The sequence below is a fragment of the Aquimarina sp. AD10 genome (assembly GCF_003443715.1).
Classification (GTDB): Bacteria; Bacteroidota; Bacteroidia; order Flavobacteriales; family Flavobacteriaceae; genus Aquimarina; species Aquimarina aggregata.
The window spans coordinates 5,730,396-5,751,653 of record NZ_CP031965.1; the positions used below are offsets into that span (position 1 = coordinate 5,730,396).

At 31.6% G+C, this 21,258-nt stretch carries 20 protein-coding genes; 7 read left to right on the top strand and 13 right to left on the bottom strand.

The window, feature by feature from the left end:
• Nucleotides 1-69: 69 nt before the first annotated feature.
• The 3 genes from D1816_RS23870 (at nucleotide 70) to D1816_RS23880 (ending at nucleotide 4,169) form a co-directional block, all read left to right on the top strand.
• Nucleotides 70-1,188 (top strand): hypothetical protein, encoded by a 1,119-nt coding sequence (locus D1816_RS23870; RefSeq protein ID WP_118505986.1) that lies wholly within the window; start codon nucleotides 70-72, stop codon nucleotides 1,186-1,188.
• A gap of 93 nt (nucleotides 1,189-1,281) precedes the next feature.
• Nucleotides 1,282-2,793: a sodium:alanine symporter family protein gene (locus D1816_RS23875; protein ID WP_118505987.1), complete on the top strand. Its 1,512-nt coding sequence runs from the start codon at nucleotides 1,282-1,284 to the stop codon at nucleotides 2,791-2,793.
• 44 nt (nucleotides 2,794-2,837) lie between these two features.
• Nucleotides 2,838-4,169, top strand: a complete 1,332-nt coding sequence (locus tag D1816_RS23880; protein WP_118505988.1) for an amidohydrolase family protein — start codon at nucleotides 2,838-2,840, stop codon at nucleotides 4,167-4,169.
• 10 nt (nucleotides 4,170-4,179) lie between these two features.
• Here the strand turns inward: D1816_RS23880 and D1816_RS23885 are convergent, their stop codons facing one another.
• On the bottom strand, nucleotides 4,180-4,563 hold the full coding sequence (locus tag D1816_RS23885; RefSeq protein WP_066313934.1) for a hypothetical protein: 384 nt from the start codon (nucleotides 4,561-4,563) through the stop codon (nucleotides 4,180-4,182).
• Nucleotides 4,564-4,776: 213 nt separating this feature from the next.
• Here D1816_RS23885 and D1816_RS23890 point away from each other — a divergent pair, with 213 nt between their 5' ends.
• Together D1816_RS23890 and D1816_RS23895 are read left to right on the top strand one after the other, a co-directional pair.
• Nucleotides 4,777-5,220, top strand: coding sequence for an Lrp/AsnC family transcriptional regulator (locus D1816_RS23890; RefSeq protein ID WP_118505989.1), 444 nt, complete (start codon nucleotides 4,777-4,779; stop codon nucleotides 5,218-5,220).
• A gap of 316 nt (nucleotides 5,221-5,536) precedes the next feature.
• Nucleotides 5,537-6,877 carry a hypothetical protein gene (locus D1816_RS23895; RefSeq protein ID WP_118505990.1) on the top strand — a complete coding sequence of 447 codons (1,341 nt, stop codon included), beginning with the start codon at nucleotides 5,537-5,539 and terminating at the stop codon, nucleotides 6,875-6,877.
• Between the two features lie 776 nt (nucleotides 6,878-7,653).
• On the opposite strand, the gene D1816_RS23900 is transcribed toward D1816_RS23895, so the two are convergent.
• Both D1816_RS23900 and D1816_RS23905 read right to left on the bottom strand, forming a co-directional pair.
• Entirely contained in the window at nucleotides 7,654-8,409 is a 756-nt protein-coding gene (locus D1816_RS23900; protein WP_118505991.1) for a DJ-1/PfpI family protein, read from the bottom strand.
• A gap of 5 nt (nucleotides 8,410-8,414) precedes the next feature.
• The gene (locus D1816_RS23905) at nucleotides 8,415-9,632 is read right to left on the bottom strand and encodes an MFS transporter (protein WP_162900360.1); all 1,218 of its coding nucleotides are present in this window, start codon (nucleotides 9,630-9,632) and stop codon (nucleotides 8,415-8,417) included.
• Between the two features lie 175 nt (nucleotides 9,633-9,807).
• Between D1816_RS23905 and D1816_RS23910 the strand changes: the two genes are divergently transcribed.
• The gene (locus D1816_RS23910; RefSeq protein ID WP_232517381.1) at nucleotides 9,808-10,422 is read left to right on the top strand and encodes a DUF1684 domain-containing protein; all 615 of its coding nucleotides are present in this window, start codon (nucleotides 9,808-9,810) and stop codon (nucleotides 10,420-10,422) included.
• A gap of 68 nt (nucleotides 10,423-10,490) precedes the next feature.
• Here D1816_RS23910 and D1816_RS23915 read toward each other — a convergent pair whose 3' ends face one another.
• The 4 genes from D1816_RS23915 to D1816_RS23930 form a co-directional block, all read right to left on the bottom strand.
• Nucleotides 10,491-11,636 carry a porin gene (locus tag D1816_RS23915; RefSeq protein ID WP_066314637.1) on the bottom strand — a complete coding sequence of 382 codons (1,146 nt, stop codon included), beginning with the start codon at nucleotides 11,634-11,636 and terminating at the stop codon, nucleotides 10,491-10,493.
• Nucleotides 11,637-11,976: 340 nt separating this feature from the next.
• Entirely contained in the window at nucleotides 11,977-12,315 is a 339-nt protein-coding gene (locus D1816_RS23920) for a P-II family nitrogen regulator (protein ID WP_066313927.1), read from the bottom strand.
• Between the two features lie 15 nt (nucleotides 12,316-12,330).
• Nucleotides 12,331-12,696, bottom strand: a complete 366-nt coding sequence (gene crcB, locus D1816_RS23925) for a fluoride efflux transporter CrcB (protein WP_066313926.1) — start codon at nucleotides 12,694-12,696, stop codon at nucleotides 12,331-12,333.
• A gap of 66 nt (nucleotides 12,697-12,762) precedes the next feature.
• Nucleotides 12,763-13,797, bottom strand: coding sequence for a GyrI-like domain-containing protein (locus D1816_RS23930; RefSeq protein ID WP_118505993.1), 1,035 nt, complete (start codon nucleotides 13,795-13,797; stop codon nucleotides 12,763-12,765).
• Between the two features lie 183 nt (nucleotides 13,798-13,980).
• Between D1816_RS23930 and D1816_RS23935 the strand changes: the two genes are divergently transcribed.
• Nucleotides 13,981-16,026 carry a dihydrofolate reductase gene (locus D1816_RS23935; RefSeq protein WP_118505994.1) on the top strand — a complete coding sequence of 682 codons (2,046 nt, stop codon included), beginning with the start codon at nucleotides 13,981-13,983 and terminating at the stop codon, nucleotides 16,024-16,026.
• Nucleotides 16,027-16,099: 73 nt separating this feature from the next.
• Here D1816_RS23935 and D1816_RS23940 read toward each other — a convergent pair whose 3' ends face one another.
• From D1816_RS23940 to D1816_RS23960, 6 genes are all read right to left on the bottom strand, one after another.
• The gene (locus tag D1816_RS23940; protein WP_066313922.1) at nucleotides 16,100-16,804 is read right to left on the bottom strand and encodes a hypothetical protein; all 705 of its coding nucleotides are present in this window, start codon (nucleotides 16,802-16,804) and stop codon (nucleotides 16,100-16,102) included.
• A gap of 103 nt (nucleotides 16,805-16,907) precedes the next feature.
• Nucleotides 16,908-17,288, bottom strand: coding sequence for a LuxR C-terminal-related transcriptional regulator (locus D1816_RS26315; protein WP_369886870.1), 381 nt, complete (start codon nucleotides 17,286-17,288; stop codon nucleotides 16,908-16,910).
• A gap of 11 nt (nucleotides 17,289-17,299) precedes the next feature.
• Nucleotides 17,300-17,533, bottom strand: a complete 234-nt coding sequence (locus tag D1816_RS26320; RefSeq protein WP_369886871.1) for a response regulator transcription factor — start codon at nucleotides 17,531-17,533, stop codon at nucleotides 17,300-17,302.
• Complete coding sequence (locus D1816_RS23950; protein ID WP_118505995.1) at nucleotides 17,530-19,422, bottom strand: sensor histidine kinase; 1,893 nt, start codon at nucleotides 19,420-19,422, stop codon at nucleotides 17,530-17,532. Before D1816_RS23950 ends, D1816_RS26320 begins: the two co-directional genes overlap by 4 nt.
• A complete protein-coding gene (locus D1816_RS23955; RefSeq protein ID WP_118505996.1) occupies nucleotides 19,423-20,205 on the bottom strand; it encodes a hypothetical protein in 783 nt (260 codons plus the stop codon).
• Nucleotides 20,206-20,229: 24 nt separating this feature from the next.
• Nucleotides 20,230-21,033, bottom strand: a complete 804-nt coding sequence (locus D1816_RS23960; protein WP_118505997.1) for a caspase family protein — start codon at nucleotides 21,031-21,033, stop codon at nucleotides 20,230-20,232.
• Nucleotides 21,034-21,258: the final 225 nt, after the last annotated feature.

Here is a 21,258-nt window from a genome sequence, read left to right on the forward strand (position 1 = left end):
GAAAAACCCTTTGTCATAAGGGTTTTTCTTTTTTTGGACTTTGCTTATCTTTAGCAGATAATCTCCTTTATGTTTCAACCAATAGAATATACAGTAACTACAATTGTTTGTCTTATTTCGGCAGTTGTGATTCAGCGAATATTTAGTAAAGAGAAATTAAGAGGGGCTGATCAAAATGCTATACAAGGCATCAAGTGGTTTGGATTAGCAATTTTCGTTTGGGGATTAGGGGCATTGTTTAACTTAATTACTGTGATTGGATTAAATTGGTCTCCAACCAATAAAATTCTAATATATTTTGGTGTAGTGGTTTCTTTGGCAAATTCATTGTGCATTATACTATCGCTACCTTCTATAGAACATCCCAAAAAACCAGGAATTATAGTTCGATTAGTACAGCGTTTTAGTGTTCGTGAGTTTGTAGGACTTTTTTGTGGGGTATTGGGGATGATTATTTTTGTATTCATGACAGCGTCTTATGGTAACCCCGAGATTAGCAATAATTTTATATGGATAATCGATATTCCGATTTCGATTTTAGTAGCAATTTCTTTATTGTATGAGCTTAATAAAGCTTTTGTAGGTAGGCAAATGCGATTTATGTACTTGCCAACATTTACTTTGTTTGTGCTCATTATCATAGCAGTTTGCCATCGAATGATACCACAGGATAAGGTGTTACAGTTTATAGACCAGGAGTTTTGGAGCGTTTTAGGAAGTATTACTGCGATATCCTTTAAATTTTTATTTATCCTATTGTTTTCTATTCTTTTGTATAGTTGGAAATTTCTTTCTGAAAAAGAGCAACAGCAAAGTTTGGTGGATGAATTAAATATACAAAAGGCAAAGTTGATAAAAGAAAAAGAACAATTACTTATTGCAAATGAGAGTCATTTAGATACAATCAAAACTTTAAAAATTGATTTAAAAACATTAAAATCCACTGCTAAAATTGAACTCTCAGATCGACAAAAAGAAGTCTTAGGATATTTAGTTCATTTTGGGAGCTATAAATCATATACAGAGATCGCTCAAGAAATGCATATTAGTACAGATGGATTTCAAACGCATATTCATCAAATCAAAAAGATACTAAACATAAGTGGAGCCGATGGAAAAGAGCAATTAATAGCTTTTGCTAGAGCTAATAATTTTTTAAAGTATACTTCTTTTGATGATCATGCGTAACCCTATGGTTAACCATAATGGTTGTTGAATTTGAGTAATGCTTAACCTTTTGTATAATAGGTTTTTAAGGCAATTTGCTTTAAAAATTTTTATATGTTACTTCCTTGTATTATTTCACAACAAAATTTAGACGAAAACATTAATCAAATGTTTGGTAATGCTACGGGCTGGTTTGTAGATGCAATGTTTGCAGAAATCCCGATAACATCATCTGTTGGTATTCCTTGGGTAGCTGTAGTATTGTTATTGGGTGCTTCTTATTTTACGGTATATTTTAAGTTTATTAATTTCCGAAGCTTTTATACAGCCTTTCAAGTAGTCCGTGGAAAATATGATGTCTTAGAAGATAAAATAAAAGCACAAGACGAAGTAAAAGATACTAATGATATTGGAGAAGTAAGTCATTTTCAAGCATTGACTACTGCCGTTTCTGCAACGGTAGGACTTGGTAATATAGCAGGAGTAGCAATAGCGTTATCAATAGGAGGACCAGGAGCTACGTTTTGGATGGTTGTAATAGGTGTCTTAGGAATGTCATCAAAATTTGTGGAATGTACGCTTGGTGTAAAGTATCGAGAGATTGATGAAAATGGTAGAGTTTTTGGTGGACCGATGTATTACCTGACAAAAGGATTAAAAGAAAAAGGATATGTTAGGTTAGGAAAAGTTTTATCGATTTTCTTTGCAATTATGTGTATTGGAGGCTCTTTTGGTGGCGGAAATATGTTTCAAGTAAATCAAGCATTTAAACTATTTGATCATGTAATTGTCTCAGAAAATTCTATGATTCATGGTCAAGGTTGGGTTTTTGGCCTTATTATGGCAATATTAGTCGGAGTTGTAATTATTGGTGGAATTAAAAAGATAGCCAGTGTAACGGATAAGATTGTTCCCTTTATGGTGTTGACCTATATCGTGACAGTATTCACAGTTTTAATACTATTTAGGGCAGAAATTCCCAAAGCACTGATAGCAATTTGGGAAGGAGTTTTTTATCCTCAAGGAGTCATTGGCGGTTTTGTGGGGGTGTTAGTACAAGGTTTAAGACGTGGTGCTTTTAGTAATGAAGCAGGAGTAGGTAGCGCTTCAATAGCGCACAGCGCCGTAAAGACTAGATTTCCAGCTAGTGAAGGTTTAGTGGCTTTACTAGAACCTTTTATAGATACCGTAATTGTGTGCACTATGACCGCCTTAGTCTTGATTATTACAGGGCAAATAAGCACAGGAGTTGCCATTAATGATGAGCAGGGTGTTTTGTTAACGGCTTCAGCATTACAAAGTGGGGTTTCTTGGTTCCCTTACCTGCTTACGATTGCAGTGATGCTTTTTGCTTTTTCTTCTATGATTTCATGGTCGTATTACGGGTATCAAGCATGGAGCTATCTCTTTGGTAGAGGTAAACAAACAGAATATGTATATAAGTCTATCTTTTGTTGTTTTACTGTAATAGGTGCAGCAGCAACATTAAATTCTGTAACAGATTTTAGTGATGCCATGATTTTTGCAATGATGGTTCCCAATATGATTGGCTTGTTTTTACTAAGTTCTAAAGTAAAAGAAGAGTTAATAGGGTATAAACAGAATATTTCAAATTTGACAAAGTGAGATGTTAAGTAGTTTTTTTATCTTTAGAGAAACACAAACTCATCATGCAAAAATTATTAATAGGCCTCGTATTTATTACAGCATTCTCCTTTGCGCAACAAAACCAAGTAAAGGCTTTGGTAGGGGGAACTTTGATTGACGGTTATGGATCTACACCCATACAAAATAGTGTTATTTTGGTAAAGGGAGATAGGATACAAGCAGTTGGTACTGTTGAAACTCTAACAATACCTGATACGGCAGAAGTTATATCTACCGAAGGAATGTCTATACTACCAGGGCTATGGGATATGCATGTACATACAATGATTAATGGACATGCAGATTATTCGTATTGGGACAAAACATATCCACCATTATTAGAAAAAGTTATTATGCCCTCTTCGGCAGAACAGTTATTAATGGCAGGAGTTACTAGCGCTAGAGACCTAGGAGGACCGCTTAAAGAAAGTATCGTTGTACGAGATCGAATAAATAAAGGTGAGATACCAGGAGCCACATTATATGTTTCAGGGCCGTTTATCCAAAAAAAACCATATCCGGGTACAGAAGCTTTTCGATGGGGAATTAATGGAGTTGAAGACGCAAAAAAGAAAATTAAAAAATTGGCCGATGCAGGTGTAGATTGTATTAAATTAATTGATCAAGATCAAATGACTTTAGCAGAACTGCAAGCAGTGGTTGACACTGCACATAAGTATAATCTAAAAGTTGTAGCTCATGGTCATCGACCTCAAGAAATTAGACAAGGTTTAAAAGTTGGTGTTGACTGTTTTGAACATACAGGTTTGTCTTCTGCTCCAAAGTATCCTGACGATGTTATTGATGCTATAAGAGAGAGAACAGCACAAATGAATTTAGGACCTATGTTTTGGTGCCCTACAGTCGAGGGATTATACAATTATGAATATGTAAGGGATAATGGCGAGCATTTAGATAATGACTCATGGCATAGGGGATTACATGATACGATTATTGCAGATATTAAAAATAGTTTTATGCATAAAGATCAGTTGCCTTATTTTCAATTAACTCCTATCAGAAAACCAACATTAGAAACAAAGATTAAACAATTAATGGATGCTGGTGTCGTATTAATGATTGGAACAGATAGTGGGATTCCTATGAAGTTTCATAGTCAATCTACTTGGAATGAATTAGATGTATGGGTTAATGAGTTTGGAATTGACCCAATGTATGCAATACGTGCGGCAACGTACTGGCCGTCGTTGTGGATGGGCGTTGCAAATGAAGTAGGTACAGTTACGCCTGGAAAATATGCCGATATAATAGCAGTAAAAGGAGATGTGTTAAGGCATATCAATATCTTACAAGATGTAGATATAGTAATCAAACACGGTAAAAGATATAAATAAGTAAAATGGTTTATAAACTTAGAAGCCACCTTCGTTGAAGATGTCTGAATTTTCTAAGTTCTTTTCGAAGAAGAATTAAAAATTCTTTTCCATTACTATCAGATTGTTCAAGTCGCTCACAATTTTTATACAACCTGTTCGTAATATGGATTAGTGAGTTAGCATGTTTGATTCGATCATCTTGAAAAGTCTGACTTTCTGCTGAAATGATTTTAGGAACCAATTCATCTGATTGCCTAATAATATCACCAGTAAAATAAATATGAGGATGTTCTGTACCATTATTTTGTAATGAGGCCATGTCATAAACGAGATAGTTAGAAATACTTCGAGAAAGAGTCAGTATTTCTCTTGCTTTCTTATATAATCTTTTATTTTTTGGTTGTGGTCTCATATTCTATTTGGTTTCCCAAAAATAGGGTTATTTTAAGTAAATTTTATTTTGATTTTAATGCATATTTGCTAATTTGCTTTAATTATTAATTGTAAAACCATTTTTTGATTTAAAAATTAAGATTTTCTATATTAAATCAGATTGGTACTTAATTTTAAGTCGTTTTTTATGATTAAAGATTTCAAATAGTTAAAAATATAAGCTGCTGTATTTATGAAGATTGATACTATAAATTGGGAAATTTTACAATGTCTACAGGAAAATGCAAGGTTATCTAATGCAGAAATAGGTAGAAAGGTTGGATTAAGTTCTCCTGCGGTAGCAGAAAGAATAAAAAAAATGGAAGATTATGGTGTTTTAAAAGGTTATGTAGCAAATGTATCCTATACCGAGGCGGGATATCAACTAAAAGCTATTATTACATTAAGAGCTTTTATGGGGCGTTTAAAGCCATTTTTAACTAAGGTATCAGAGTTTAAAGAAGTAACAAATTGTTACCGAATAACAGGTAATGAAAATATAATTATGGAAGTAGTCTTGAGAGACCAGATACACTTACAAGAATTTATTGATCGATTGATAACTTATGGTGAAGTAAAAACACATATCATATTATCTAATTTAATCGAGAATAATCCAATAACAAATGATGCTTGATTAAATACCGAAAAATGACTAGTTTTTTGGCATGAGATTTGATTATATTTGTATGGGAAACGATCTTTATCTTGTGTGAGGACATTAGTATGGGAAACTAAAGAGAGTACAAGTAAAAGATACGAGAACGCCTGAAGAGATTCAGGCGTTTTTTGATTTTCTTCGCAAGCTTTTCTTACATTTATATCATTAATAGTGGCACCTTTTTTGTTGCACGATTATTTAAATACAGTCAGTCATGCGGTTATCAGTCATAAAGGGGTTTAGTTTTTTTATAATTCTTTGTTTTACTTCAATTATTTACAGTCAAAATAGTTTGACTGTAAAAAAAGGAAAAGTTATTGATTCTTTGATTGTTCCTGGAGCAAATACAATATTTAGTATATACTTACCTAAGTCTTTTGACCTTAATAAAAAATGGCCAGTTGTTTTTGGTTTTGATTCTAATGGAAATGCAGGCAATATTACACGACTGTATAAAGAAGCAGCTGAAGAACTAGGTTATATGGTAGTAATTAGCGATTTTCCTGAAAAGGTAGAAATAAAAGAAAAGGCAGAATATGTTGCTTCTTTTATGGATCATATTTTCTCTATTTTTCCAATTCAAAAGAAAAGGGTATACACTACAGGATTAGGAGAAGATGCAAATTTAATAAGTTTAGTTTCTGTTTTGATTAACGATGTGGCAGGAACAATTGCTGTTGGAGATACACACTACTATAATTCTAGTGTAAAAATAAGGAAAAACTTTTCCTACTTTGGAGTCGTAAATGTTAGTAGTCATAATTATAAAAACTTCTTATATAATAAAATGTATCTTAAAAAGCAGAATGCTTTTGCAGACGTATTAGATTATGAGGGTAAACAAGATTTCCCAAACCCTAATTTGTTTAAAAAAATATTATCAAATTTTACCTTACAAACAATGAGTAAGGGTGTAATACCAAAAGATTCTATCTGGATTCAAAATTTATTTCAGACCGAACTAAAACAAGTAGAAATTAACCAGAATCAAGGAAATTTTTTGTTGGCTTATGAAGAAATAAAAAAAATAAAGGATAAGTATAAGTTATTTTTTGACACAAGCTATCTTAAAAAGAAAGAGAAGCAATTGAAACAATTTAAGGGATATGAAAGAGAGAAGAAACTATATGTAAAATACGATACAAAAGAAGCAGAGCTTAGACAATCGTATCAATTATCTTTGGCAGAAGATGTTGGAAATGAGGTATACGAGAATTTGGGATGGTGGCAACACGAGATGTCTAAATTAGATGAGCTATCCCGATCTAAAGAAAAATATGCGTCTAATATGGTACTTAGAATTAAAGGATATCTTAAAGAGAAGGTACGTAACTACAAAGCAGTTAAATTTGCTAAGGAAGATAAGTTCGAGAAGACAATGTATCTTAATATACTAAGTACGATAATAGATAAAAAAGATTATGAGTCCTACAGAACTGTTATTTCTTTAAGCGCGCAGGACCAAGATTATGAAACAGCCTTATTTTATTTAGAAAAATTACTTAAAAATGGTTTTAAGGATAAAAAAAACCTATATAACATAGAAGGTACATTAGGACTAAGGCTCTCAAAACCCTACAACATTTTAATAGAGAAATACCTTGGGTCATCAAGATATTTGTTTTCAGATTAAATTGAAATCATAAAAAATTGTGTATTTCATCGATTTTATTTGTTTTTTATCGTTTGTTTAAAAAAACTGTTTATCTTTACACCATCAAAAAGAAATACTCGATGTAATATCCATAACCAACATTTTAAGCTATATGACGATATGGAATTAAAATTTTAGTTTGGAATACATTAAGGGACAAATTGGATGTGAGGACATTAGTAAAAAGACCCCAGATCTTGAAACTAAAGAGAGTATGTGATTTGCCCTAAAACACAAAAGCGTTTGCTGAAAAAGCAAACGCTTTTTTTATGCTCCTATTAGAAGGGGAGTAGATCATTTAGATATGAAATTAAAAGAAGGTGTACTAAAAACATTTAATTAGATAACTATTATATATAAAGTACAGAGAATATATAAGATTTTGTTACCGCTCAATGATTAGAAAATGTAATGTTTATTTCTATTCTATTAGTGCTTAAAACGACTAATTTGTTAAAATTTGTGTATTTCATCGATTTTATTTGCTTTTTATCCTAAAAAATTACTATATTAGTATTGTTAGTTAATGAATAAAGGAGTTCTTAAAAATTATGGTTTAAACGGTTATGACGATAATTAGATAAGCTGTATTTTTTTTGATCATCCGGGAAAAATTACGTGTGAGGACATTGGTTAAAGACCCCAAATCTAGAAACTGAAGAGAGTACATAATTTGCCCCAAAAGAAATAAAAAAGCACCTGAATAAGGTGCTTTTTTATATTAGAAAGAGTTTTATTTGTTAAAAAGTTACCTCTTATTTTTTAGTTATTAAATGTGGCACGTCTTCTAATTTCCAATCAATGACCAATCCACCAGCTAGGGACCTAGCAATTTCACTCCCATATAAATATTCACATAGGTATAATGCAGCTTCAAAACTCTTAGCGCCACCAGCAGAGGTAATGTATTTTCCATCATGAACAAATAATACTTCTTTTCTGATATCTAAGCCCGGAAACATAGTTTTCATTTTATCGATATCACTAGGAAAAGTAGTTGATACTTTATCTTCTAACAGACCAGCTTTAGCAAGCACAAAAGCTCCATCACAATGCGAGGTCATATATAAAGCATTCTTATCAACCTCTTTTATGAAATTAATCATATCGACATCTTCAAGATCTGTATCAAGATGATGTTCGGCACTTGGTACTACTAGAATATCAATTTTAGGAATCGAGTCTTTAGTATAATTATAGTCAGGAATAATTTTAAGACCTTCAAAAGTAGTTATTGGTTGATCTGTATTTGCCACAGTAAAAACATTCATTTGTTTAATGCTTTTTCGATATTGAGTATGTTGAAAAATATCGTAAGGAGCAGTAAATTCTGTATTATACGTCCCGTCCATAACTAAAAATGCAACATTATAACGATTTGGGACTAATTTTGGAAATGTTTTTATATTAGATGTGCTTTCTGTTTCAGTAGCTACCAAAGGATCAGGTTTTTTGATCTCACTACACCCAAGTATTAGGATTGATAATAGGATTAAAAATGATTTTTGCATTGTCGTTATATATTTGTTATTGATTCTTTACGAACCCTTAATTTTACTAATACTAATAGAAAAGTTCCTAAAACCATTATTGATGTCATAAAGATCCAGGTGTTATTATAGCCAAAATTATCAATAAATTGCATTCCTGAGTTATGCCCAAAAATATGAGCTAAAGAAAAAGACATACTGTATAACCCCATGTATGCTCCTTGTCTTCCTTTTTTTGCTCTATCCAATGCAAATGCATTTCCAAATGGAAAAGCCACCATTTCACCAAGAGTAGCAATAATCATCCCAATGATTAATATTCCGGCCCAAGGCGTTACAAGCAAAAGAATAAAGCTTATCCCTGTTAATATAAAACCACTTATAACATGTCCTGTCTTGGAAATTTTAGTTTTTTCAAGATAGGCTATTAAGGGCATTTCAAAGAAAAAAATTAATGCTCCGTTTAAAGCTAGTAATAAACCAATTTTTTCTTCTGATAATTGATGGATTTCTTTATAATACAAAGGAATCGTAGAAAAATATTGAACAAATATAAAGCCAAATAATGCTAATGAAATTAAAAAGATAATGTATGTGGTATCTCTATATGCTGGAGTAGGGTTTTCTATAACAATTTCTTTATCTAGTTCTTTTGCTTTTTTGGGATGTAAGGTTTGTGTCATAACTAACCCGGCGATAATACAAGTAATACCATCAACCCAAAATAGTCCATAATAACCTATCGAGGCGATAATTAATCCTCCTATAGCAGGGCCTGCAGAAAACCCTAAATTAATAGCTAGTCGTATAAAAGTAAGAGACCTAGTCTTGTTTTCAGGTTTGCTATAAGCACTTAAAGCAACAAAAAAAGCTGGTCTTGCAGCATCTGCAATAGCTATGAGAACAAAAAAACTGATACAAATACTCCAGAAACTAGTAAAATATTGAACAATCAAAAACGATGCACCTGTTAGAAATAAAGAACCTAAGATTACTTTGTAATATCCAATTTTGTCACTTAATTTACCTCCAAGCCATGCTCCAAAAAAAGAACCTAACCCAAAACTGGTCATTATCCACCCAACTTGTTCTAAAGAGAAATTTAAATTGTCAGTTAAGTACAAGGAAAGAAATGGTATTACCATTGCTCCGGCTCGATTGATTAATGTAATAAGGGCAAGCCACCATACCTCTTTGGAGAGTCCCGAAAAAGAATTTATGTAATGGCGTAACATAGTAATAATGAATTTAGGATTTGCGCTTACTTTAATAATTTGTAAAAGTAGTTTTTTATCTATGATAGAGATACAATTTATATGAAATTTAGTAGTTACTAATTGTTTGTATTAAATTAAATTATAAAGCACATTTATAGATTGAATGAGTATAAATTGTACTTTTGCAAAAACACAAGGGAAGGTGAATAAATTATTTATAATATTATTTTTTGTAGTAGGGAATGCTTTTGCACAAGATTCTTCTAGTATAAGACGTATATTACAGTTCCAAGAAAAATTGAATGAAGAATTTGCTTCAGAAGATAAATCACCACTAAGCCCAAAGGATTTAACTCATTTCAAAACCTTAGCGTTTTTTGATATTGATACTACTTTTTGTGTTCTTGCTAATTTTGTGAGAACTCCACATGAAACTCCTTTTATTATGAAAACAACTACGGGAAGAGAACCTGTATATGTAAAATACGGAGAAGTACATTTTAATATTCAAGAAAAAGAATTTGCTCTAAATATATATCAGAATCAAGCGCTGAAGGCAAAACCAGAATATGAAGATTATTTGTTTCTTCCTTTTACAGATTTAACAAACGGAGAAGAAAGTTATGATGGAGGACGTTTTATTGATCTTAAAACCCCAGAAGGTAATACAATTTTAATAGATTTTAATACGGCCTACAATCCATATTGTGCTTATAATGAGCGTTATTCATGTCCAATTCCTCCTTCAGAAAATCATCTTGACATTGTAGTGCCGGTAGGTGTCAAAAAATATAGAAAATATCCTGATAACAACTAAATAAAAAGCCCGCTTATTAGCGGACTTTTTAACTTTAAACAAACAAAACATAGTTAATTTAAACTATATTAAAATTTATATATAGCGCCTAAAACAAAAGACGATAGACTTTTTGTAGCTTCTAAATCATTATCTAGAAAAGTATCCTCAGATGTAGAATCTAATCTTAATTCTGGTTTTAGTGTTAAACTACCTATATCATAACTACCTGTTAAGGTTGCAGCAACAACGCTTCCATCACCTTCGGTATCAACTCCAACAGCTCCTAATCCTAATAAACCATCATTGTATAATGCAAAATATTCTCCTCTTATTCCAATAGTGAATTTTTCAGAAGTTTTGTATTGAGGGTATAAAGCTACCCCATAAAAACCTCCAGCATCACCATCTGCTTGAGGATCAGTTGAAAGATATGTAGCATTTATACCTAAATAGAATTCTTCAGCTACGTCCCATCCTGTTGTTAAGTCAGCTTGAAATGTAGGTCCTACCAAACCAGGAAATCCTTCATTACCATATCTAAAGTTTAAGTAAGCACTGCCATTATCTGCAGAATATCCAAGCTGTGCACCTATAATATAAGTATCAAAAGGATTACTTTCTGTAAAATCTGTTGGATTCATAATTGCTAACATAGCTGACCAGTTATCATTAAGTGTAAAATCTGCTTTTAAACCTGTATGAGAAAAAGGTCCATAAGAAAACATATATGATGTAGAATAATTAAAGTTTCCTGTTGGAGAAATCACTTCATAACCAAGGTAAGTGTTAAAGTTACCAACTGTTAGTTTTACAGATTCTGAAACATTCCAGTATGCATATAATTGATTTACAATTTGAGCAGAACCATCAGAATTGAAAACGGCATCTTCTCCTCTTTGACCAAATACAAGATCAGCTACGAATCCAACTTTATCGCCTTCATATCCTAAAATTACATTAGCCATACCTAATGCGAACCCTGATTGATTAACAAAAGAAGTTCCAGGAGCAATATATGAAGGGTCAGTTGTCGGATCACCATCAAAATCACCTATTCTATTAGGAGCTCCAATGTTGTAACGATAATAACCATCTACTGATCCACTAACAGAAAAATTTTCGATCCAACTTTTTTCTTCTGATTCTTCTTGTGCTACTGTGGTGAAGCTTGCTAAGGCTAGTGCAACAAGACATACTTTTTTTAAAAAATTTGTTACGGTTTTTGTTTTCATAATAAACATTAATTATTGTAATTGTTTTAATCGGAACCGTAAAATTATGTTAAAAGAGTTTTACCCCAATATAAAAAGGGGATATGTGTGGTATTTTTATGTATTCTTAATTTTATACCCTAAAAAAATTAGGGTTTAACTTTATTTTGGATAAATTTTGAGAATTTGAAAGTCGTTTTTTGAAGTTTTTGAAGTTTTTTTCAAAAATTTTTAAGAGGATATTTCATATTGTTAAACATTTAAGTGTTCAATTTGTTAAAATTTGACAATATGTATCCCTATCCTTAAGTAAAAAATAAAAGAATTATTTATTTGTTTAGAAACCCTGTAAGAAGATAGCTTAATTAAGTGCTTGGTTTCCTTTCTCGCCAGTTCTAATTCTGTAGGTATTTTGAATATCTGAAACAAAAATCTTTCCATCACCAACTTCTCCAGTTTTTGCTGCTTCAATTATGGCTTGTATTGTTTTTTGTTCGAATTGGTCAGAAACAACTACAGACAAGTATCTGCGTTGTATATCGGTAGTACTATAAGTGATTCCTCTGTAAACGTGTCCTTTTTTTTCATTACCAACCCCAGTAACATCCCAATATGTAAAAAAGTTTACCTCAATTTCATGTAAGGCATCTTTTACGGCTTTAAATTGCGATTTACGTATAATAGCTTCAATTTTTTTCATAAACATATAAAGGGTTTATTTGGTAATAAACATTCCTAAAAATACAAAAAGCAATCCAATTGCAAATGATCCAATGGCATAGATTATGAAATTTACAAAATCTCCAGATTTTAAAAACAAATGATTTTCATGAGCAAAGGTCGAAAAAGTAGTAAACCCTCCACAAAATCCAGTAGCGAGGAAGGCTACCGTATTTTGAGACACCGAATTGTTCTTGACAGCAAGTCCAAGAATAATACCAATAATCAGACTGCCTAAAACATTCGCGGTAAAAGTGCCATAAGGAATATTAGAAGCAGTACTATTTAGGTATTTACTAATAAGGTATCGAGCTATACTTCCTGTGCCACCTCCTAAAAATACCAATAGTATTTGTTTCATTAGTGAATCATTTAGAAACTGCATTTTAATGATTATAGTAAAATGCAGTTTGTGTAGTATCTAATATTATTTTATTGGAATATAAATTTCTGTAACCCATTCTGCCGGGTTAGGTTGTAATTCTGGTTCTACTCGATATACCTCAAATGCTGGTGAAGCAGTGTCCAGCTCTAAGCCATTATCAGCAATATATTTATATCCTGCTTTCCAAGCTTCTTTTAAATTTATATAGTCTCCTTTTAATGTTGTTTTAACCGCTTTTTGTTTAGGTAGAAAACCAGAAAGAATATCACTGTCTTTAGGAGTAACTACTTTATCTCTGGTAGGGATTGCTGCAGAAAAAATAGCTGTTCCTTGCTCTTCATTAAATTCATTATATATTGTGAATGGCGTCCCAGTGCGAGGTAAATTATTTTGCATCATATATGCGTTAACATTAGGTAGCATTTGAGCAATTTTTTCAGAAGTATTTGCAATAGTTGAAGCGGTTGCACTATACATATAAAAACCACCACCATGTTCTGTTTCACCATCAACATGTATATGGTATTGTTTCATGACCTCTTTGGTTAGGTTATCTAGGTTTTCTAGTCCTTTTTTGTACATAGGACGTATTGTCTGTGATAAGGTACTGTCTTGTGTTGCCCAAAATGCTTTTTCCATAAAAGATTGTTCACCTTTCATACCCCAAGTCACCTTTGTCTTTCTTTCATCGATTTTTTCAAGTTTCCAATATACGTCACTTGTACTTTCACCCATAGGACTTATAAAGGTTAGCTTTTGATCTAAACTAGCAAAAGGTATCGTTTTTATAGTTTTCATGGTACCATCACCTTGCGTCTCGCTTTTCCAACTATACGAAGCTCCTTTACCACTTGTAGTAGTAGCATATTCAAGAATCATATCATCAGATCCATCTATCCACGGGTTCCATTTTTCCCAAGTTTTATATTCATTAATGCTATTAAACAGTAATTCATCAGGAGCGTCTATTGTTCTACTTTGTTCTATCTGATATTCGCCATTAATAGTTGCTACATATACAGCACCTCCAATAACAACCAGTAGTAATAGAAAGAATAAATACTTGATTATTTTCATGTTAGTTAGTTTTGATTATTTGATCAGCTAATATAACTAAATTTTGCCTCCTATTATTTTATTACATTTGTCTGAATAATGAAATGCTCAATATAAAATGCGTTATTACTAATTTTGATATTACATTAAAATTAAAGTAATAACGTATGTAGTACACAAATTAAAAAACATAAACTATAACACATGAAACTTAACAAAATACTTGTTTTTACAGCTTTTATAGCGTTTACAGTAGGTTGTAAAAATGAACCAAAAGTTCAGGATCAAATAGATCAAAAAGAAGCAGAGATTACTGAAGAGAAATTTGAATATGTAGTAGAGCAATTTGCAGACTTAAAGATTTTGAGGTATCAAATCCCTGGATGGGATAATCTTACCTTAAAAGAACAGAAATTAGTATACTATTTAACACAAGCAGGTTTAAGCGGAAGAGATATAATGTGGGATCAAAATTACCGGCATAATCTTACTTTAAGAAAGGCTCTTGAAAAAATCTATACAACATATGATGGTAATAAAACGTCTAAGGATTGGAAAGCATTTGAAATTTACCTGAAACGAGTTTGGTTTTCAAATGGTATTCATCACCACTATAGTAATGATAAAATTAAACCAGAATTTGATCAGGATTATTTTAGTTCTTTGTTGGCAGCGACAGGAACAGAAGTTTCAAAAGAAGTTTATGAAGTAATCTTTAACGAAGCAGATGCTAAAAAGGTGAATCAAGCAAAAGGAGTTGATAATGTAGCATTGTCTGCTGTTAACTTTTATGGCCCAGGAGTAACAAATGATGATGTGGAGTCTTTTTATGGAAAAATGAAATCTCCAAATCCTGAGAAACCATTGTCTTTCGGTTTAAATTCTCAATTGGTTAAAGAAGAAGGAAAACTAAAAGAAAGAGTATATAAATCGGGAGGATTATATGGTACTGCAATAGATGAGATTATTAAATGGTTAGAAAAAGCTAAAACAGTAGCAGAAAATAAAGCTCAAGGCGATGCTATTGGTTTGTTAATTGAATATTACAAAACAGGGGATTTGCAAACGTGGGATGATTATAATGTGGCTTGGACTGCTGCAACCGAAGGAAATATTGATTATATCAATAGTTTTATTGAAGTATATAATGATCCTTTGGGGTATAGAGGTTCTTATGAAACTATCGTACAAATCAAGGATTTTGACATGTCAAAGAAAATGTCTGTATTATCCGAAAATGCACAATGGTTTGAAGATGAATCACCTTTGATGGATGAACATAAGAAAAAAAATGTAGTCGGAGTTTCGTATAAAGTTGTTGCTGTCGCAGGAGAAGCTGGTGATGCATCACCAAGTACACCTATTGGAGTAAATCTTCCGAATGCAAATTGGATTAGAGCAGCCGTTGGATCAAAGTCAGTTTCTTTGGGTAATATCATTGGAGCTTATAATAACGCTGGTGGATCTGGACGATTGAAAGAATTTGTACATGATAATGAAGAATTTGAATTAGAAGAAAAATATGGTCAATTAGGGGATAAACTACATACAGCTTTACATGAAGTAGTCGGTCATGCATCTGGACAATTAAACCCAGGAGTGGGAGAGACAAAAGAAACTTTAAAGAATTATGCTTCTACAATGGAAGAAGGACGTGCAGATTTGGTTGGTTTATATTATTTAATGGATCCAAAATTACAGGAACTTGGATTAGTAGAAGATTGGGAAAAAACAGGTAAAGCTGCCTATGATGGGTATATCCGAAATGGATTACTAACCCAATTAATACGCTTAAATCTTGGGGATGATGTAGAAGAAGCCCATATGAGAAACCGACAGTGGGTGAGTGCTTGGGCTTTTGAACAAGGCGCAAAAGATAATGTTATAGAGAAAGTTACCAGAGATGGTAAAACCTACTATGATATTAAAGATTATCAAAAATTACGTGAGATTTTTGGACGTTTATTACGTGAGACGCAACGTATAAAATCTGAAGGTGATTATAAAGCTGCAGAAGCGTTAGTAGAAGGATACGGAGTAAAAGTTGATCAAGATATACACGCAGAAATATTAAAGCGTAATGAACAATTTACATCTGCGCCTTATAGTGGTTTTGTAAACCCAGTTTTACTGCCACAAAAAGATGATACTGGTGAAATCACTGGTTTTGAAATATTCCAACCGAAAACTTTTGAAGAACAAATGTTATGGTATAGTAAGAATTATAATTTCTTACCAGAAGTGAATTAAAATAATTCTGTAACTAATAATAAAAAACCTCTTTGAAAAATTATCAAAGAGGTTTTTTATTGCTTATAAATTGTTAGAATAGATTTCTATGATCTGTGATAAGCCTCATTTGATCATATTCCCCATCATCCCAATCTATTTTACTAGCCTTAACAGCAATAGGAAATGAGGAATTTCCTTCTGAAATCATTTCAATTTTACTTTCAGATACCCTAGAAAATGTAACTTTTCCTTCTGCAATATTATTTAATTCAATGTCTAAATCTATATTCAGGTCGGTATTAGTTTCAATAATAGCTTTGATGTTTTTTGCCATAATTACACCAGTTATAACAATTATGTTGTTTCGATTGGCATTTCTTAATAATTCTCTATTTGGGTGTATAAAATCAGCATTGCTCAAAAAATTTGCCAATTCACCTTGCACAACGGTTAAGGTTTTACTTCTGTCATAACTCAGACTGACTTTTTTTCCTTTATTAAATTTAGTGTTTAATCCTAAATTACCTAACCCTAAAGAAGTAAGAAGCTCATCAAGAACAGTGATCCCGAGATTAAATTTGTATTCTAATTTTTTAGTATGATCTACAGCAAAGGCATTATCTTCAATAATACTAATCTTCTGATCCGATATTAATGCATGTAAAATGTTTTCATAATATAATTCAACTGGATTAGAAGGTTTTTTTAGCCATAATTGTAGTGGTTTATGATTTCTTATAGGGCTATCAATAAGGTCATATCCATATGTTTTTCGTAATTCTTTTTTAAAATTCATTGTTTAGTGTTTTTTATAGATTTTACTCAAAACTACCTCACAATCAAGCATAAAAAAATACCCATAACAGGGTATATTTAGTGTTTATTGAGAATAAATGTACTTAAAAATCATACTTTTTCTCAATGGCATATCGCAATAATTCTCCCTTGCCATGCAGTCCAAGTTTTCGGATGATGTTTTTTCGATGTGTTTCTACTGTCGAAACAGAGTTAAAACGAATTGTTGCAATTTCTGATGATGTTTTCCCTTGTCCGATAAGTTTTAAAATTTCCCGTTCACTTTTTGATAAGATTTGTTTTTTGATTTCTTGCTTGGCATCTTTCGAAAAAAGCGAAGGGTCAAGAGCGGCATCAAAATAGGTTGCTCCTTTTGATATTTGCTTTATAGCGGTTAATACTTCTTCTAAGGGCGAATTTTTGAGGAGATATCCAGATGCTCCGGCTTCAATCATTTGTTTTACAGCGTCTTCTTGATCAAACATAGAAAATGCTATTATTTTTGTATAAGGAAACTCTTTTTTATAATATGAGTTGCTGCGATACCATCAATTTTTGGCATACGAATATCCATTAGTACTACCTTAGGTTGTTTTCTTCTAACAATATTGATTAGTTCTTCTCCATCATTAGCCATCCCTACGATGCTTATTTCCTCTTCGTATTTAAGAAGAAGTTCGATACCATCAATTAAAGACTGGTGGTCTTCTGCAATAGCTACTGTTATCATATTGGTATATTTATAATAATGTTCGTTCCTTTATTAATAGTAGAGTCTATCTCAAAAGTTCCTTCAAGATGTTCAACACGTTTTTCGATAGTGGCTAAACCCATTCCGTCTTTTTGAGGTAATATTTTGGCATCAAAGCCTATTCCGTTATCTTCAATAATAATGTTTAATAGTGAATCATGATTGGTTAACGATATGTTTACTTCTGAAGCTTTTGAGTGCTTAATTGTATTGGCTACCAATTCTTGAATCATTCTGAAAATTGAAATTTCAAGAGTGTTGTCTAATCGTTCTTCTAATCCATAATCTTGAACTTCTATAGTTAGTTCATTACTATTTGAGGCATTTTTAGCTAGTTTTTTTATTGCAGGTAAAAGCCCTTGATTAGCCATTACACCACTATTTTTTTCGTGTGCTATAGTTCGTACTTTTTGATAAGCCTCATCTAATAGATCATTTGTTTTAATAAATAATTCTTCTTTGTTTTTAATTTTAGAATTTTCTCTGTTATTTTTTAAATGATTGAAATGTAATTTTACAGTGGCTAAGGTACTTCCTAGATTATCATGCAGATCATTCGCCATTCGTTGACGTTCTTTTTCTTGACCAGCAATCATAGCATCAATAGCTGTTAATTCTTGGTCTTTAAGTAATTTTTCTGTTTTTTGAAATTCAATTTCACGTTCTTGTTCGGCAATACGTTGTTTGCGTCTAACGTTTTTATATACTAGAAAAGAAATTAGAATAGCCGTTGCTAAGAGAGAAATTGATCCAATTAGGAGATTTCTATTTCGAATTCTATGCGCTTCTGATTTTAAGTTGGTATTAAGTAGTTGTACGATTTTCTTTTCTTTTTCTGTTGTGCGGTACTTAGTTTCTAGTTCGTCATAAGCATTTTTATTACTTGATAATAGGAATTGTTCTGTTCTGGAAGTGTATTCTATTAAGTTTTTGAAAGCAGATTTGTAATTTTTATGTGTAGAGTCGATTATTGAGTTATAAAAGAATATATATTTTTTGTGATCATCTTCTAATTTGTTATATGCTTTGCTATTTATTTTTGGTAAAATAGCATGTGCATTTTCCATTTGTTTTAGCGAAATGTAATATCGTGCTAATGCTATGTACGAGGTTTTTAAATGTGTAGATTTATAATTGTAGGGAATTTTTTTAAAATTCGCTATCGCTTTTTTTTCAAAATCAACAGCTTTTGTGTTCTCCTTTAAAAAATTATAGTAACTGGATAGTAATTGAAATATCATACCATTAAGAAAGTAATGGTTACTATTTTCAGTAAAATTGATGAGTTGATCTTCCAGCGTCTGATCCCACTGCTCCTTTTTGAAATATTGAAAAGATAAAATAAGCTTGTAATAAGTATAGTAGGCTACCTCAATAGGATCATAAGTATTTGTTTTATATAGATCCATATACAACTTAGAAGAGGTGTTATCGATCAGATAATCAAATCTATTTATTTTAAGTAGTCGTTTAAGTACTTCACAAATTAATTGAGGCCTGTTATTCATTTCAGCAATTTTTAATGCTTCGAGATAAGCATTTCTCGCTTGGATATTTTTGCTGCTATATTTATAAAAAAGATAATCTCCTAAATTGATATAATATAAAAACCTACCAAGAATATTTTCTGTATTAAGTGCATTTTCCTGTGTTATCGAAGAAAACTTATGTTGATAAATATCAAATTCTTTAAGGAAATTTACTTGCCATAGAATCATTCGAGTAGTAAAGGGGTCATACGTGTTTTCGTGATTAAATTCATTCTCTAGATCATATTTTCGTAAGTTATCAATCACTTTAAAATGTTCTTGGGCCGAGAGATAGCCAAGGCCCAAGAAAAAGAAAATAACATATAGTGTCTTATTCATTTAGTTTATTTGGAAAAAAGCATTTTCAGGTCTACAGGCAAAAGTTATTCCTTTAGATTCTTTGTATGCTTTATATGCTTCGATTTTTGATAATTTTGTTTTTGTTTGTTCGTTTTGTTCATCGATACCCGCTGTTAGTAATGATTCTTCTGAAATCAGATCTAAGTGATATAAATTTACTAAAGCTTCTTCTCCTTCAGGAGTAATAAAAACATCTTCACCCATTCGTTCCATAAATAAATCGTCAACAAAATTTGATTCGTTTCTATTTTTATTGTCATAAATCAAGGAAATATCGGGTATTGCAGGAGTGAAAAACGGATTAGTGATTAAAATATCTCCCTGTTTTAATCTTATGTTTAATGGGGTAGTATGATCTTCAGGATAATTTTGAGTTTTGCTTTCCATTTTAAAGCCTTCTAAACCAATATGAAGATAATATTTTTTTCGATAAGTATATCTAGGATCGTTATCAGGATCATTTTCATCCATTTGGTCTACAATATCCATAGCTACGTAGCCATTAAACCCTATAGAAACTGATCCTGTATAGTTTTGCAGGTATAGTTGTATTTTATTGATAATGAAATCGTCCCCGTCTTTTTCACCTAAAAATTTTCCATATAAAAAATAGTGGGTACCATATTTTATATCCGAATAAATTGGTTGCCAATCTCCGATTTCTGCTCTGGATTGAATCGTGTTTCTGTTCATAGCATTAAAAGATCTAAATTCTTTGATGCTCTCGTCTAATCTTAATGTGTATTTTAAATTTTCATGCATTGTACTATAGTTGTTTGGTGATTATTATTTAAATACTGTATTATTAATGATGTTTTTATGCCCGTTAAGTTGTGGGGTTTGGTCATGTCCTTTTGACTGGTCAGGAAGAATATTTTGTAACTTTTTAATTAACTCTGCATACGTTATCTGTGGGTTGTCTTTAATATAACCTATAGTATAGTAGGTCAGTACCCCATTCATTCTTGCATTTTGATCTCGGATAAATAAATCTCCATATGCTAATTCATTTGGTTTGCAGGCAGAAAGTGTAATAAAATTTTTGTTAAGTGGTTTTAATAGTTTTCGGTAATTCTCTTTTGTGATTAAATTTTCTTTTAAAATTTTATTGGCATAACTTTTTATTTCTAAGTTTTGATTTTTTCTCTCTAAATTTTTGAGAATTAGTTCTTTAAAATCTACTCCGCCAGAGTAGCATGCGTCTACTATAGAAACAAAATATGCTTCGGGATTTATTTTATTTGTTATGGTACGTAATTCATTTTCATAAATAGATTTATCTCTTGCTCTAATACCTTCTTTTATGGTAGGTAAACCGTTTGTCGTAGTGAATTTCTGGTTTCCATGACCAGAAAAGATGAAAACTCCTAGATCTCCTTTTTCTAGACTTTTTACTAGTTTTCTTAATTCTTTTTTAATAGTAGAGGCATTTGTTTTGGGACCAAAAGAAAGTCTTGTAATATTGTTTTTTGGCACTTGTAAATCTTTATGAAATAATTGTTGCCAGTCTTTTGCATCATTAATGCATGATGTTAGTTTTGAAATTCCTAAGTAGTGATTTATTCCAACACAAAGTACCCTGATATTCATTGTCGTAATGGTTTTTTAGTTATTTCAAAACTCTTAATAATAGAAGCGTTAATCCATACCCAATACAAGGTATTTTAAATGTTGCTAATTAAAAAAAATGATTGAGCTATCAATAACCAAAATGTACTGATCTAAAAAAGGGAGATACGTAAGACAAAAAGAAGTGTATAAGGTTTACTTAGGTTGTAGGTATGTCTTAAGTGCAAATAACAGTAAGATAAAAAC

Bases quoted from the DNA above. Each gene is read 5' to 3' on its own strand.
- D1816_RS23870 (WP_118505986.1), top strand. From the start codon at position 70: ATGTTTCAACCAATAGAATATACAGTAACTACAATTGTTTGTCTTATT.
- crcB (WP_066313926.1), bottom strand. From the start codon at position 12,696: ATGAAACAAATACTATTGGTATTTTTAGGAGGTGGCACAGGAAGTATA.
- D1816_RS23950 (WP_118505995.1), bottom strand. From the start codon at position 19,422: ATGAATAAGACACTATATGTTATTTTCTTTTTCTTGGGCCTTGGCTAT.
- D1816_RS23935 (WP_118505994.1), top strand. From the start codon at position 13,981: ATGAAACTTAACAAAATACTTGTTTTTACAGCTTTTATAGCGTTTACA.
- D1816_RS23875 (WP_118505987.1), top strand. From the start codon at position 1,282: ATGTTACTTCCTTGTATTATTTCACAACAAAATTTAGACGAAAACATT.
- D1816_RS23940 (WP_066313922.1), bottom strand. From the start codon at position 16,804: ATGAATTTTAAAAAAGAATTACGAAAAACATATGGATATGACCTTATT.
- D1816_RS23960 (WP_118505997.1), bottom strand. From the start codon at position 21,033: ATGAATATCAGGGTACTTTGTGTTGGAATAAATCACTACTTAGGAATT.
- D1816_RS26315 (WP_369886870.1), bottom strand. From the start codon at position 17,288: ATGTTTGATCAAGAAGACGCTGTAAAACAAATGATTGAAGCCGGAGCA.
- D1816_RS23930 (WP_118505993.1), bottom strand. From the start codon at position 13,797: ATGAAAATAATCAAGTATTTATTCTTTCTATTACTACTGGTTGTTATT.
- D1816_RS23900 (WP_118505991.1), bottom strand. From the start codon at position 8,409: ATGCAAAAATCATTTTTAATCCTATTATCAATCCTAATACTTGGGTGT.
- D1816_RS23955 (WP_118505996.1), bottom strand. From the start codon at position 20,205: ATGCATGAAAATTTAAAATACACATTAAGATTAGACGAGAGCATCAAA.
- D1816_RS23890 (WP_118505989.1), top strand. From the start codon at position 4,777: ATGAAGATTGATACTATAAATTGGGAAATTTTACAATGTCTACAGGAA.
- D1816_RS23880 (WP_118505988.1), top strand. From the start codon at position 2,838: ATGCAAAAATTATTAATAGGCCTCGTATTTATTACAGCATTCTCCTTT.
- D1816_RS23920 (WP_066313927.1), bottom strand. From the start codon at position 12,315: ATGAAAAAAATTGAAGCTATTATACGTAAATCGCAATTTAAAGCCGTA.
- D1816_RS26320 (WP_369886871.1), bottom strand. From the start codon at position 17,533: ATGATAACAGTAGCTATTGCAGAAGACCACCAGTCTTTAATTGATGGT.
- D1816_RS23885 (WP_066313934.1), bottom strand. From the start codon at position 4,563: ATGAGACCACAACCAAAAAATAAAAGATTATATAAGAAAGCAAGAGAA.
- D1816_RS23915 (WP_066314637.1), bottom strand. From the start codon at position 11,636: ATGAAAACAAAAACCGTAACAAATTTTTTAAAAAAAGTATGTCTTGTT.